Below are 14,014 nucleotides of genomic sequence, written 5' to 3'. Positions count from 1 at the left end.
CTTTGAGGAAATATTTTCAATAGGCTCTGCAACAACTAACAAAGGGAGTTTTATTCATAGGAGATCCCGGCACAGTCAGCAAAGCTTTGTCTCAATCAGTGACCGGGAACTCAGTGCGCCATGAGATTATTAATTTACGTGCAATCTTAATCAGTCTTCATCGCAGGTGAAGGCGGATTCGAATTCGCGCCCATCAGAAGTGCATGAGGTCTTAATCCATTCGTGAACATTTGCGTCATTCGCGGAAGAAAGACTGGAAATGCGGTGAAGGGTTTCGGGGAGATTTGTGAATCCATGTCACGGATGACATATCCGCGCCATGGGAGATTTCTGCGGAAAATTTCCACCCGCAAGCTATAGATCAATTCAGCCGGGACATCCGCAATTATTATTTGTTCATATAAGATTAGCGGCTGCAAAATGAATATTCACTAATTTTACACCAATATTATAATTATCGCATGAAAACTTTACTCCTTTTATCTGCAATGATGTTTGTGTTCATTGCATCGATGGCACAAAAATCAGAATCCGACAAAGACTGCTGGTACAACAAAGACCTGCAGAAAAACAAGGTTCCGGGCGTATCTTCGGACCGCACGTATGAGGAACTGCTGCAGGGCAAAACACCCAAGCCGGTGATTGTTGCCATCATCGACGGTGGAACCGATTTCAATCACGAAGACCTGAAAGAAGTGATCTGGACCAACGAAGATGAAATTCCGGGCAACGGAATCGATGATGATAAAAACGGATACATTGATGATGTTCACGGCTGGAATTTTTTGGGAAATCCCGACGGCCGCAATGTGGACAACGACAACCTTGAAGTGACGCGCGTTTACCGTCTGCTGAAACCGAAATACGAAAATGCCGACTCCGCGAAACTGGCTGGTGATAAAGATTTTCAGCTATATCTGAAATGCAAAAAAGAAGTTGAAACAGAATTTGCGGCATCAACAAAAGCCCTCACTAATGTCACAACGCTGTATAAAAATATGAAAGTGGCCGACAGTGTAATTACTGCTTATTTTGGAACAAACAAATATTCGGCAAACCAGCTCAAGACCATCAAAGATGAAAGGATGCAGCCAGTTGTTGACTTCATGAGCTATTGGATGAAAAATCATATTGACACGACAGTAGTGAAAGGGTGGATCGATCATTATGAAAGTCAGGCACTGTACCGCTACAATGTTGATTTTGATTCACGGGAAATTGTGGGAGATGACTGGACCAACAACAGCAATCCGTACTACGGAAACAGCGATGTGAAAGGGCCCCGCGCCGGACACGGCACAATGGTAGCCGGCAATGTGGCGGCAGTGCGTGGCAATGGCATTGGTCCGGATGGAGTGACTAGCAATGCACAGCTGATGATTCTGCTGGTGGTTCCCGATGGCGACGAGCGCGACAAGGATGTTGCGAATGCTATATTGTATGCGGTAAACAACGGTGCATCAATTATCAACATGAGCTTCGGCAAAGGATATTCGCCGCAGAAACATTTTGTGGATTCCGCTCTGCGTGTGGCCAACGAACACGATGTACTGATTGTTCATGCAGCCGGTAACGACGGAGAAAATGTGGATGTTGAGGTACATTATCCCAGCAATTTTGATGAGAATGGCAATGTAATCAACGACAAGTTCATTGTTGTCGGAGCCAGCACCAATTCAGCCGGAAAGAAACTTCCCGCTTCGTTTTCGAACTACGGAAAAAAGAGCGTCGATATATTTTCACCGGGACAGGATATTTACAGTTGCTCACCTGGCAACAAATACGAATCGGCTTCGGGAACCTCGATGGCGAGCCCTGTTGCAACAGGTGTGGCCACCATTATCCGTGCGTATTTTCCGGAACTCAGCGCGAAAGAAGTGAAAGAAATTTTATTGCAATCAGCGGTGAAATATGATAAAAAAGTATTGCTCCCCGGCGGCGGCAAGAAAAAAGTTTCGTTCTCGGAATTATCTTCAACCGGCGGAGTCATCAATGCATACAATGCCGTGAAACTGGCTCAGGACCGCGTGAATGCGAAACGTTAACTCCGGTCTTCCGCGAATTACACGAATTCTCGCAAAACCTTTGATTAATTTACTAGCCTCCGGTTTGCATATGGACGCTAATAGTTATAAAAAATTGCTAAGCAATTTTTTATAACAAAGGCTTATAATCTCGTGTAGCAATAATTTCAAACCTGATTGTTATTCAACAAGCAGTTTTGAAATACTGCAATTGTTTTCTGATTGGACTTTTACGATATACAGTCCTTTTGAAAAGTCAGAAACATCAATATCCATATGACCTTCGGAAGCTGCTGACAAAACAATTTTCCCCGAAATATCCGAAACATCGATGCGTACAGATTCGTTTGTTTCAATCGTCACAAAATCCGTAGCCGGGTTCGGGCAGAGGGTGAATAGTAATCCGTTATCTTCGTAAATGCTTGTAAAATCGCCGTTATAGCGAGTCACAACAAATTTCGAGGTATATGTTTCATCCGTATAGCCGGCCACAACAATTTTTCCATCCTGTTGCAAAGCGACACAACTTGCGTAATCTTCAGCATTGATGTTGGTAGTGACAACACCTGCCGTTGCGAATGAATTATCCTTTGATCCGTCGGCATTAAAGCGAACAAGAGCTATATTGGCTTCTGAATAGTTTTCGAGTGTATAACCTGCCAGGCAAATTTTACCATCGGGCTGCAACACCATGCCATATGCATAGTTTTCGGCATCAATAATGCGTGCCGTTGCAATACCGGCAGTACCAAAGGTGTTGTCTAATGTTCCGTCGGCATTGATTCTGACGATTGCCATGTCGTATTGCAGTACCGGTGAATTTGTAATCCAGGAGTGACCTCCAAGCAGGATTTTGCCATCCGGTTGAATGCAGACTGCAAGTGCGAAATCATGTCCGTCGCCAACATTGTAAGTAGCTTTTCCGGTTGTTCCAAACGAAGCATCAGGAGAGCCATCGTCGTTGTAACGGGCAGCAGCAAAAATATAATCCGAGTTTGCGTCGAAGGTCATACCAACGGCCACAATTTTTCCGTCTGACTGAACAGCCAGCTCTTCGATAAAACTATCCTTGGATCCAAATTGTGTAGTCACAACACCGTTTGTGCCAAAAGTACTATCGGGTGCACCATTTGTGTTGATACGCATCAGTGTAAAATCGTCGGAGGATGTACCCATATAGCCGCCAACCAGAATTTTCCCATCGCTCTGTAATGCAACGCTTTCAATTACTTCTGATGCACCCAGGTCGAGCAACAATATTCCATTGGACGCGAATGAAACATCCGGCGATCCATCGGAATTAAGTCGGACTACAGCAATATTGCACGAGCTTCCGTTGAACGTGCGGCCTGCGGCAACAATCTTTCCATCGGGTTGAATAACAACATCGGATGCATAATTACTTACATCAGCTACCCCAAAACTCAGGATGCCGGAATTGGCAAAAGTGTTGTCGAGATCGCCATTGTAGTTGTATCGCGCAAAAGACATATCGTAGTCACCAGGCATACCGCTTTCGCCAACGACCACAATTTTCCCGTCAGCCTGTATCGCAACCGCATTTCCTGAATTAAATCCGGTAGTAACCTCAGTAATTACGATGCCATTATTACCGAAGGAGGCATCGGGGGTTCCCGGCTGCGCAAATACCATAAGCGCATAAGTCAGTGAAAAAATTGAAATAATTATTCTTTTCATGTCAGTGGAATTTTGTACAAATTTATTCAATTTAGATTAAGCGAACCTGTCATGTCATGTGGGACAAAGTGCTGAACTGGCAGGAAATTATTTGTGCTGCAACAAAGAGGTGATGAAGAGAACGCGAAGCGTTAATCATTGGGAGGTGTTTTCAGCAATTAGCGGACGCCTCCCAATCTTGAGGTAACAATTTGTGACCTCAAATTTTCGAATTCATCCGAAGTCAATTCAATCATAAAACTGTCCGGGAAAATATCGACATTTCTTCTGACAGCTTGTTTTAATGCCTTTGTGGAAGCCTGATATAAATCGGCCAGGTCAAAATCCATCATGACTTTTCTTCCTCTGACACAATAAATTCTTGTAGCAACGGATTCATCTGAATATTCTAAAACTGAACTGCTGTTATCATTTTCAGTCATAACGCTATCTGTTTAGTTGTTACACATAATTGATTTATTAATCCCGGTCTTCCGCGAATTGCGCTAATTATCGCGAACAATTTCTTTCGCCTCAGCAGGTCTTATTGACGCTAATTCGAATCATGCGTCATCTTCGATGTTGCACGATTCAGATTCTGCAAAAATGAATTCAATGAGCCACAAAAAGCCACCTGTTTTCTTCCGCGAATTACGCGAATGCACGCGAAGAAATTGATTAATTGTCTTGCCTGCGGCTTGCATATGGACGCTAATAGTTACAAAGAACTGCTTCGCAATTCTTTATAACAAATCCGTCAAGAAGCTTTACTATTATTGCCAGACATAACAACCCGTTTGTACATCAAGCTCTTGCTGCCAAAATTCAATAAAATGGCAAGTGTTCAACCGGTCGCTTTCAGATAATTAAGAACCTGTCCCATGTCATCAGAAGTGAGATTTGAAGCAGCTTTTACCTCGACAATAATTCCATTAAAGCAAAAATAATCCGGGACATATTTCTTTTTCAAAATGACATCTTTGTACTTTATTGATAGCGGTTCTTCGTGCTTGTATGGAATTCCTCGTCTGTCAAATTCTATGCATAGCGCCTCATGGTAAACAGCTTCAAGAAATCCATTACCAAGAATAGCATGTACCTCCATTGCGGCGCCCACAATTTTATATGCTTCTTCCTTAAATTCAAGTTCGTTCATTGTTTTAGATTTATAGTCATTTATGATGTGTTTTTGTACACATACATGTACAATTGAGGAGCACCCACAAACAGCCTTCATCGCAGATGAAGACTGCTTCGCACGTGTCCGCCCATCAGGTCACGAAGTGACCGATGCTGGCGAATTCGCGTTCATAAGACCTGCTGAGGCAACATGTATTCGCGCAAATTTGTGTAATTCGCGGACGATGGAGGGCGGATTTGCTGTTAAGCGGCCTGCCGCATTTCGGTGGCGACGATCTGTACGCGGCGGTGGGCTATGCCGGCCTGATCTTTCCATGCAGAGCTGCGAAGACGGCCTTTCAGTTTTACCCGAGCACCTTTGTGTACGCTGTTCATCACTACATCGGCGACCTTGTTCCACGAAATCACCTGAAACCATTCGGTGATGCGGACTTGCTCACCTGTTTTTGTACGATAATTATTGATGTACGAGAGCGTGAACATCGCGAGCTTGTTGCCATTGGCAAACTGCTTCGGGAATGGCTCCGACGTCACTATGCCCTCCATAAAAACAAGATTCTTCTCCGGATTTTTCTTTGTCTTAGGTTCTTCTTCGCCTGTGAGCACCAACATGCGGGCTTGTTCTTCATTTGCATTTTCAAATTGTAATTCCATGATTGTTCAATTTTAGTTCAACTTTAGTTTGCCGTATTTCTTCAACGACAATGCAAAGGAACAATCCCCCGAAAGAATTATCCGGTTATTAAGCATTTACTTTCGACTATAAATACTTGTAAACGTTTGTTGTCGGCTACTTCGTGTGCCTGATTACAAAATCAGGCACAGCGCCTTTTCACCTTGTCTGTGCAGAAAAACGAATTTTTCAATAATAACACCCTCGAATAAATTACATAATATCAAGACAAGGCAAAACCAATATTCCTTCGTCCGCCATGCTTCGTCAGGCTCAGCACATGGCTGGCGGATATAGAATCTTCGGGTTTGCTGCAAACATAACGATTCCATATCCTCCTTCTCCTACGTCGCCATCGGACGATGGAATATTATGATTGCCATTCAGGCATCTAACATTTACTTCCAACCAGCTTTTTATTAGATTTTTTGATTTCGACATTTTTCAAAACTAAATCGTTTATTTTTGCATATTCAAAATCGATGAAATGATGAAACTGATTTTAATAATCTCCTTTGCGCTATTGTCATTGTCGGGATGGGCTCAAACCATCAGCGAACAAAAGATTAAAGCAAAAATAAAAGAAGGATTGAATTATGTTTTAGATGAACAACAAAACAATCCTGAAGACCTGTTGATTGTCGTATCAAAAAACAGTAACAGCTTTTATATGGTTTGTGGAACAGATAGCGTGTCGTTTATTACAAAAGAAGTCACACCACCCGACCTTGCAAGTGTTTCGGAGAATCTGACAATGATTTCGAAGGACTCGGTTATAGATTTCATTTGGGTAAAAGGGAAAACCTTTCAGACACTGATAATGGGCAACTCTCAAATTCCATTTAAAAAAATAAAGAAAAGATTTTTATGCGAAATAATTGGATCTCTGCAAACAGAGATTTCCGTTTTGAATGAACAGAAATATTTCGAGGAATTAGTATTAAAACATGGAGATTTAATAATTTACAAATCAACAGACATAAATAAAGTAATCACGAAAATTACATTGAACCAAAATATCTCTATGCCTGAGTTAATGGTGAATTATCCTTTTGCAGCGCGGGAAAACAAAGTGTCTGGTGTAACAAGAATTGGTTTTGTTATTACAAATAATGGAACAATTAATGACCTTCATGTTTTTCAGCGACTTGGAAGCGGATGCACTGAATCGCTGATTTCAACGGTGAGTAACATGAGTAACCTACTTAAACAAAAGGGTTACAACAATGCTAGTACTTACTATATTGAACTCACGATTTCATTTACCTTAATTGGATAATGTAAACGTCAACAGCAGCTGTAGTGCTACAAATTTTAAGCTGGGCGTAGTCTAAATCAGAAAATCAGTTGGGTTGAATCTATAGACTGCGCCCAACCAATTTAAAAGGCGCTACGTGAGCTGCCGACGATTCGACGGAGTTTATCCCGCTGTTCGTGCTTCGACGGAGTTTATCCTGCTGTCTACTCTTCGACTCCGCTCAGAGTGACAGTAGCAGGGTTCAGCATGACAGCGGCGGGGCTTAGCGTGACAGCTGGTGGAGATACTTCGAAGCTAATTCGCTAAAAAGAGCTTCTGTAGCGAAACTGCTAATGACACGCTCGCATAATTTATTAATAATCAATTAAAAGAGCAAAACCGATATTCCATCGTCCGCCAGCTGGCGGATATGGAATCGTCGGTTTTGATGCAAACATAACGATTCCATATCCTCTGACTCCTTTGTCGCCATCGGACGATGGAATATTATGTTTGCCATTCAGACATTTTTCTTCGCTTCGCAGAAATATTGAAAATCATTCACGTCTTCGAAACTCAGTACATCAAAACCTGAATCGGAAAAATATTTTTTAATTGACTTTCTACTTAGTCGTTCATGCAATGGAGGTCCCATGGGCGATTCGACGGGTTTCCATTCTACGGTGAATAACTTTCCATCGTCCTTCAGAATGTTGCGAAGCATTTTCAAATACGCTTCCGGATCATCTACTTCATGAAGGACAAAGGCAATCAGGATTTTGTCAACCGATTTTTCGGACAAAGAAATATTATTCTTTTCGCATAACAATGCCTGAATATTATTTGAATCAGGCACATCCTGAATCAGCAAATCCAGCATCTGCTGCGAGATATCAGCGGCTATCACTTTCCCGGTTTCGCCAACATATTCCAATGCAGGAATAGCAAAATATCCTTTCCCGGCGCCGGCATCGAGCAACACATCGCCATCTTGCAATTGCATCTTGTCTAGAATTTTCTCAGGTGGAATGAGCTTTCTGCGGTCATCGGAACTCAGCCGATTGTGGTTTTCGGGGTTGAATATTTTTGACATAAACAGAATTTAATTCAGAAAATAATATGCGGCATTCAAAACAGTAGCAAACAAAATCCAAAGGAAATACGGGATGTTCAGATAGGCTGCTGTTGGTTTTAGCTGATAGAATTTCACCAGCATGATGGCAACAATAATGTCCAGCACAATGATGTCGATGAGTGCCAGACCGATGTCCTGATAATAAAAAAACAAAAACGACCATGCAAAATTCAGTGCCAGCTGAATGAGATAAATAATTTTGGCAACGGTCCTTTCTTTGATCCTGGGCTTGATCCAGATGTGAAAAAACGAGAGCCCCATCAGAATATAAATCAATGTCCACACAGGACCGAACATCCAACCGGGCGGATCGAATGATGGTTTGTTCAACGACGCAAACCATGTGGGAACAGCTGCAGATGTGTATTGGCCGGCAATGTAGCCCAATGCCAACGGAACAAAAAGCGCAGCGAAAAATTTGAATATACTTCGAAACATATTTCGTTTTTTTCGTATGGTCACGCGTCAGGAGACGCGCGCCCAATGGTGTTTTTAGTTCATAAAATTAAAAAACACTTTGTTAGTGGTCAGTTGTGAATTTAAATGCAACTTCAATTCTCACATTTCCGCATTATTTGTTCAGTGTTTCTTATTCATCACTCCTCCCATTCAATTTGGAATTTTGTATTTTCTTTCGGTTCGGGTTCGACTTTTTTAAGCGTAGTGTCTTTTTTGAAAAGTCCGAATTCTTCGTTGAGAATTTTTTTCAGGTTCTGCTTTTCAGTTTTCAGATCCTGTTTAACTTTTTCCTGCATGGCCTTCTTGTCAAGCTGCTTGTACTGCGGGTTTTCGACGGTTCCTGTAATCAGAATAAAAATGGTCGGATCACCTACTCCATCGTCGACAACATATCCGTATTCATCTTCAGGTCTGCCATTAGCCCCTTTCTTTTTCACATCTGAAAACTTCACTTCAAGATGATAATCAATATTGTTGTCGAATGTATGCGAGCCAGTAACCTTAAGATTCATAACGTTGGAGCGGATTTCCGTTTTCGGAATCCTGATGGTTTTGTCGCTGATTGAAATAGTGCTGGTCATTTTTTCAAACTGAATATCGGAGAAATCACGTCCTTTGATAATCTTCTCAAGATCGTTGATGGGAGCGTATCCTACAAGTTGACCATCCTTAATTTCAATATCGGCACCAGCAACAATCGACGCCGGATCAACCTCGAGTGTCTCAGAAAAACTGGCCTTCATTTGCAGCGAAACATCTGCCCTGCCGCGCAAATTGTCATACGTAAGGTCTTTCTGTCCAAAATTATTAAACACAATAAATGCTTCGCGTACATCCAGATTTTTCAGTTCTGCATCGAGCGACACTTTCACATCTTTGTTTTTCATTTCGCATGAGCCATTTCCACGAATGGAACCACCCAGTGTATTCAGACTTACATCCTCAGCCAGCACTTTGTTTTCGCCAACATGAACTCTTGCTTTCACATTGCTTGCACCGAATTTATTATACGACAATCGCTCCGCAGAATAATCCACAACAGCACGCACATTCTTCGGTAAAACAAAAGTAATTTCTGTCTCTTCCGTTTTCTGCGTATTTTCTTCTTCAGGGAAAAGTTCAGTAATATCAATATTCTTCGAATGAAGATCAGCACTAAGTTTCAGCTCGTTGTCCGCAATAAACAAAAACGGAAGTATATCTTTCAAAATAGCATTGCCAGTGAAATCGCTGGTGCCGTATGCCACATTCATCTCAACAATTTCAAGATCGCGGTTTGAGAAAATTGCATCAAGTTTTTTTACGCTCGCCACCTTGCTCATTCCTTCTGTTTGCAGCTTTGCATCTTCGATCAGAAGCGTACCCTGACTTTTGCTGTCAATAAAATCCTTCGCTTCCAGGTTCGAAAAATCGCTGATGATTCCTTCATACTGAACATCGAATTGTATGTTGCCAGCACATTCTTTCACGCTTTCAAACTGTCCCCATTTCTGAATTTTTTCGAGCGACATGTCACCTTTAACCAACAGTTTTATCTGCGGTTCTTTTAGATTTTTTATCTGTACACTTCCTGAAATTGTCTTGCCATCAAGTGTTGCACTAAAATTTTTGAGCGAAATAAAATACTTTTCCTGAACTGCAAAATCGGGCGTCGAAAATTTTCCATTGAACCTAATATTGCTTAATGCAATGTCGTTCTCTGCTCGCTCGATGTATCCGTCCTCCATCTGCAGCGAAACATCTACCGCCGGCATTTTCCCGTCGCTGTATTTCCCTTTGATATGCGATTCAATTGAAATGGTGCCGCGATGTTCCAGTCCATCCGAAAATTTCTGAACTTCCTGCGGCATCAGACTCATAAATTCAATCAGGTCCGTATTATCCGAATTCACTGTGATATCAACGGTTTCATGCGCTTTGTCGTAATTCACTTTCCCGGCAGCCAACAACACAACATCTGCAACCTGAATTTCGACACTGCTGAATGAAACATTCTCGGTTGAAGTATTTACATCAATCACTCCGTTGAGCAACGCATCCATTCCCGGAATGAAGTCCATGCCAGAAACATGAATGGTATCAACGCGAAGCGCAGCGGATAATTTCACATTGAAATCGTCTTCGTAAAAACTGCCCGAGGCCTTGGCCTGATGAAAGAAAAAAGAATATTGCTGATCGTATCTTTCATCGAAATAGCCGCCACTCACATCCGAAAGATAAATTCGCTCAAGATGAAATGCGGTGCTTTCCGACGAAGCAGTAGTATCAGTCGTTGGTTTCAGAATATGATAGTTGTCGGTTCCATCTTCGAAAACCCGCAGCCAGACTGTGCCCCGATCCATCCCAATCTGCCGGATGGTATAGTCGCCGGTAATCACATCCATCAGATTGAACTCCAGCGAAACCCAACGTGCAGCAAAAAGGTTTCCTGTTTTCTGAGGTGTGGCATCGCTTGCAGACACATCGTTGAAGACCACAGACACCATCGGGAAATGATGAAAAAGCGTTACATCAACATCCTTTACTTTTATTTCTGAATTCAGCTCTGCATTGATCTGACCGATCACCTTCTGCTCAATTCTGTTTTGAAAAACAAAGACCAGCAGCCAGGCCAGGAGAATCAAAAAGACAACGGAACCGAGCATCCAAAGGAAAATCCGCAGTGCGATCCAGTACCACTTTCTTTTTTTCTTTTCGGTTGTTGTTTGTTGTTCCATTGTGTAATAACGAAAATGCAGCGTTGAAATTATTTACGGTCTTCCGTTTTAAAACTATCCCAGCCCTGAGCTTTCAGCGAAATGCTCTGACCGGCTTTGGATAAAAGGTTCATGCCCTCGCTTTTATCAGTGATATGACCGATCACCAGAATATCGTCGCGGTCTTTCAGCTTTTCGTGTTCAGCGAGCGGAACCGTGAAAAGCAGCTCGTAGTCTTCCCCTCCGTGCAACGCCATGGTGATATCGGTAATATTGAATTCTTCGGCAACGCGTCCTGTTTGAATGTCCACCGGAATTTTTTCTTCATATATGCTGCATCCGGTGCCACTTTGAGAGCAGATATGGTGTAATTCCGACGAAAGTCCGTCCGAAATATCGATCATTGAAGTGAGCTTAATTCCTTCATTGCGAAGTTTTTCAAGCACGTCGAATCTGGGTTCTGGCTTAAGCTGACGCTCTAAAATATATTCAAATCCTTGCAGATCGGGTTGAAAATTGGGGTTGGCTTCGAAGGTTTTTTTCTCTCGCTGCAAAATCAGCAAACCCGCATAGGCCGCGCCCAGATCACCACTCACACAGATCAGGTCATTCACCTTTGCGCCATTGCGGTACACGATGTCTTCTTTTTTTGCTTTACCAACAACTGTTACCGAAATCACAAGGCCACCGGCACTACTGCTGGTGTCGCCACCAACCAGATCGACCTTGTATTTGTCGCAAGCCATTTTCATTCCTGCAAACAGCTCATCAAGCGCTTCTACAGAAAATCTGTTTGAAATACCGATGCTCACCAACACTTGTTGCGCAATTCCGTTCATGGCTGCAATGTCGCTCAGATTCACAGCCACGGCCTTATAGCCCAGGTGCTGCAGCGGCATCCACGACAAATCGAAATGCACTCCTTCAAGTAGCAGATCGGTTGAAAGAAGGGTCTGTTCACTGGCATCGAATTGTATCACCGCTGCATCATCGCCGATGCCTTTGTGGGAGCTTTTATTCACCAGTGGAAAATCCTTAGTGAGATGGTGAATGAGTCCAAATTCGCCCAGGGCGGAAATATCGGTGCGTGCAGGTTTTTTGTCTTCGAGCATAGTTACTCCATTTTTTGCAAAAATAAGCAATCCTTTACGCTTATAAAGTGCGCGCAAAAGATGTTATTAACCGGGGAGGTTTGAAAAAGCCGTTTGAAATTCCTCGAAGGGTTTCGAACCTTTCGAGGGACACAACCACGTCTATGTTATTTATGTGTTATTTTTACGGGGGGGGTAATAGTTGCAAACATTTGTGTAAATTTGCCTCATTGAAATTTATCATTAATTTCGCTGCATTAGTCAGAAGAACGTTCTTTGTTTGCTGATAAATAAATCAATATACGCCTGAGGTGTTTTGCATGATCGACAAGTAATATTGCCGGTCACACTGATGGTGTAAAAAAACCGACCATGGGTTTGCACACCCAATGGCCGGCTTTCTAGATAACATCCAATCATTAAACTGAATGCCGTGCAAAGATACGAAACATAGATGTAAACCCATTGAAATTCAGTGTTAAAAGTGGATTTTGGTGGCGCGTGGTACGCAAAGCGCATTTTTTAATAATTACTCAACAAGGTAATCAATCTGCAATGTGGTTGTACTGCGAAAGTGGGGAAATTTGTTTATTAAACTTAACTGAATTTGTATGAAAAACTTGTTTTTTAGCGCTTTATTGATTTCCATCATTGGAGTTTCATTCGTTTCTTGTTCAAAAAATGAAATCGTAAAAAATGATAAAGAATCGAACGATGTTCCTCTCCTAAAGGCTGCGGAACCTATTATTGGATTCTTTTTTACATGGGACGAATGGGGTAGGAAAAAACGTGATTGCCACAAAGCTGGATTATGCAATTTTAGATTAGATGAAATAGAAATTGATTTGTATAGCGTGCCTGTTCAACAAAATGAAGAAGGAGATTATTTTGTTATTCTTGAATTTGATAAGAGCATCGATTTTGAGGATGATTTAAAAAATTTCTATATAGATGAAGATTTGTTGGCAAAAGCACCAAATGGCACATTGGTCAAGGTGCCATTTGGCGTTTATAAGTTCAATGCTGATTTGGGAGAAATGGGTGGAGTTGAATTGCCATTATTTGTTATTGAATAAACTTTTGACCTGCCTGATGTTATCGGGCAGGTCTTTTACATTACTTAATTTATGAAACAATTCTCATTCTTTTTGCTTTGTTCAATGATTTTACAAAGTTGTGTTATTACCAACACTCCAGGGTTCTATAGCGGATATTCACAATTATCTGAAAACGAAAAATCAAAAATTGTTTTCACTGATCCGCAAAGAGAAATATGTAATATCAATACCGATGGGAAAATTTATTCTGTTACCGGAATTCAATTACATGAATGCATCTCATCGTCTCAAAAAGCAATTGTATATTTCTGGTCACCAAATTGCAGCTCGGAAAAATGCTATAACTACAATTTTATTAATGAGTATTGTCAAGACAATGGATATGCCTTGTTTTTCATTGTAGAGTATTATGATTTTAAAAAAACGAATGCGGAATTATTATCAGGTGCACTATCAGCTTTATATAGTGTTAATGAGAGATACTACAAAACAAAATACTGTAACAAATACATGAGGCTTTTTATCAAAGATTTGCTTGAGAACCAGCAATACAACAAAGACGATGTGTATTCCAATTTCTTTGTTTTTCAAGATGGCAAGCTGGTTCGAACATCATTGGAATAATCCGTTTTACGCAGCCCACAGCTTGTCCGCCAGCTGGCGTAATTCCATGTCAGCGTGCTGAGTACTAAGTTCCCGGCCGGAGTTTATCACGCTTTGCGTGGCGCCGGGATCTCCTATGAATAAAACTCCCTTTGTTAGTTGTTGCAGAGCCTATTGAAAATATTTCCTCAAAGCAAGGGCAGTGAATAATACTACCCCTG

Annotated in this window: 11 protein-coding genes and 1 pseudogene; 4 read left to right on the top strand and 8 right to left on the bottom strand. The window is 41.7% G+C overall.

The window, feature by feature from the left end:
- The first annotated feature begins 461 nt into the window (after positions 1-461).
- Positions 462-2,045: a hypothetical protein gene (locus tag A2W93_02335; GenBank protein OFY53939.1), complete on the top strand. Its 1,584-nt coding sequence runs from the start codon at positions 462-464 to the stop codon at positions 2,043-2,045.
- Between the two features lie 159 nt (positions 2,046-2,204).
- Here A2W93_02335 and A2W93_02330 read toward each other — a convergent pair whose 3' ends face one another.
- The 4 genes and pseudogenes from A2W93_02330 to A2W93_02315 form a co-directional block, all read right to left on the bottom strand.
- Positions 2,205-3,722 (bottom strand): hypothetical protein, encoded by a 1,518-nt coding sequence (locus A2W93_02330; protein OFY53938.1) that lies wholly within the window; start codon positions 3,720-3,722, stop codon positions 2,205-2,207.
- A 158-nt stretch (positions 3,723-3,880) separates the two neighbouring features.
- On the bottom strand, positions 3,881-4,144 hold the full coding sequence (locus A2W93_02325; GenBank protein ID OFY53937.1) for a hypothetical protein: 264 nt from the start codon (positions 4,142-4,144) through the stop codon (positions 3,881-3,883).
- A gap of 314 nt (positions 4,145-4,458) precedes the next feature.
- Positions 4,459-4,857: pseudogene (locus A2W93_02320) on the bottom strand (NADH:ubiquinone oxidoreductase).
- A gap of 227 nt (positions 4,858-5,084) precedes the next feature.
- The gene (locus tag A2W93_02315; protein ID OFY53936.1) at positions 5,085-5,495 is read right to left on the bottom strand and encodes a hypothetical protein; all 411 of its coding nucleotides are present in this window, start codon (positions 5,493-5,495) and stop codon (positions 5,085-5,087) included.
- Positions 5,496-6,001: 506 nt separating this feature from the next.
- Between A2W93_02315 and A2W93_02310 the strand changes: the two genes are divergently transcribed.
- Positions 6,002-6,793 carry a hypothetical protein gene (locus A2W93_02310; protein ID OFY53935.1) on the top strand — a complete coding sequence of 264 codons (792 nt, stop codon included), beginning with the start codon at positions 6,002-6,004 and terminating at the stop codon, positions 6,791-6,793.
- Between the two features lie 478 nt (positions 6,794-7,271).
- Here A2W93_02310 and A2W93_02305 read toward each other — a convergent pair whose 3' ends face one another.
- The 4 genes from A2W93_02305 to A2W93_02290 all read right to left on the bottom strand — a co-directional run bounded on the left by A2W93_02305 (position 7,272) and on the right by A2W93_02290 (position 12,153).
- On the bottom strand, positions 7,272-7,844 hold the full coding sequence (locus tag A2W93_02305; protein ID OFY53934.1) for a hypothetical protein: 573 nt from the start codon (positions 7,842-7,844) through the stop codon (positions 7,272-7,274).
- A 9-nt stretch (positions 7,845-7,853) separates the two neighbouring features.
- The gene (locus A2W93_02300; protein ID OFY53933.1) at positions 7,854-8,324 is read right to left on the bottom strand and encodes a hypothetical protein; all 471 of its coding nucleotides are present in this window, start codon (positions 8,322-8,324) and stop codon (positions 7,854-7,856) included.
- Between the two features lie 158 nt (positions 8,325-8,482).
- Complete coding sequence (locus A2W93_02295) at positions 8,483-11,062, bottom strand: hypothetical protein (GenBank protein OFY53932.1); 2,580 nt, start codon at positions 11,060-11,062, stop codon at positions 8,483-8,485.
- A 29-nt stretch (positions 11,063-11,091) separates the two neighbouring features.
- A complete protein-coding gene (locus tag A2W93_02290; protein ID OFY53931.1) occupies positions 11,092-12,153 on the bottom strand; it encodes a thiamine-phosphate kinase in 1,062 nt (353 codons plus the stop codon).
- Between the two features lie 590 nt (positions 12,154-12,743).
- On the opposite strand from A2W93_02290, the gene A2W93_02285 reads away from it, so the two are divergent.
- Positions 12,744-13,208 carry a hypothetical protein gene (locus A2W93_02285; protein ID OFY53930.1) on the top strand — a complete coding sequence of 155 codons (465 nt, stop codon included), beginning with the start codon at positions 12,744-12,746 and terminating at the stop codon, positions 13,206-13,208.
- A gap of 84 nt (positions 13,209-13,292) precedes the next feature.
- Entirely contained in the window at positions 13,293-13,814 is a 522-nt protein-coding gene (locus tag A2W93_02280) for a hypothetical protein (protein OFY53929.1), read from the top strand.
- The last annotated feature ends 200 nt before the right edge of the window (positions 13,815-14,014 follow it).

Source organism: Bacteroidetes bacterium GWF2_43_63 (assembly GCA_001769275.1).
In the GTDB taxonomy this organism is placed as follows: domain Bacteria; phylum Bacteroidota; class Bacteroidia; order Bacteroidales; family DTU049; genus GWF2-43-63.
This window is presented reverse-complemented; position numbering and strand designations above follow the sequence as displayed.

Bases quoted from the DNA above. Each gene is read 5' to 3' on its own strand.
- A2W93_02295 (OFY53932.1), bottom strand. From the start codon at position 11,062: ATGGAACAACAAACAACAACCGAAAAGAAAAAAAGAAAGTGGTACTGG.
- A2W93_02280 (OFY53929.1), top strand. From the start codon at position 13,293: ATGATTTTACAAAGTTGTGTTATTACCAACACTCCAGGGTTCTATAGC.
- A2W93_02290 (OFY53931.1), bottom strand. From the start codon at position 12,153: ATGCTCGAAGACAAAAAACCTGCACGCACCGATATTTCCGCCCTGGGC.
- A2W93_02310 (OFY53935.1), top strand. From the start codon at position 6,002: ATGATGAAACTGATTTTAATAATCTCCTTTGCGCTATTGTCATTGTCG.
- A2W93_02315 (OFY53936.1), bottom strand. From the start codon at position 5,495: ATGGAATTACAATTTGAAAATGCAAATGAAGAACAAGCCCGCATGTTG.
- A2W93_02330 (OFY53938.1), bottom strand. From the start codon at position 3,722: ATGAAAAGAATAATTATTTCAATTTTTTCACTGACTTATGCGCTTATG.
- A2W93_02335 (OFY53939.1), top strand. From the start codon at position 462: ATGAAAACTTTACTCCTTTTATCTGCAATGATGTTTGTGTTCATTGCA.
- A2W93_02285 (OFY53930.1), top strand. From the start codon at position 12,744: ATGAAAAACTTGTTTTTTAGCGCTTTATTGATTTCCATCATTGGAGTT.
- A2W93_02300 (OFY53933.1), bottom strand. From the start codon at position 8,324: ATGTTTCGAAGTATATTCAAATTTTTCGCTGCGCTTTTTGTTCCGTTG.
- A2W93_02305 (OFY53934.1), bottom strand. From the start codon at position 7,844: ATGTCAAAAATATTCAACCCCGAAAACCACAATCGGCTGAGTTCCGAT.
- A2W93_02325 (OFY53937.1), bottom strand. From the start codon at position 4,144: ATGACTGAAAATGATAACAGCAGTTCAGTTTTAGAATATTCAGATGAA.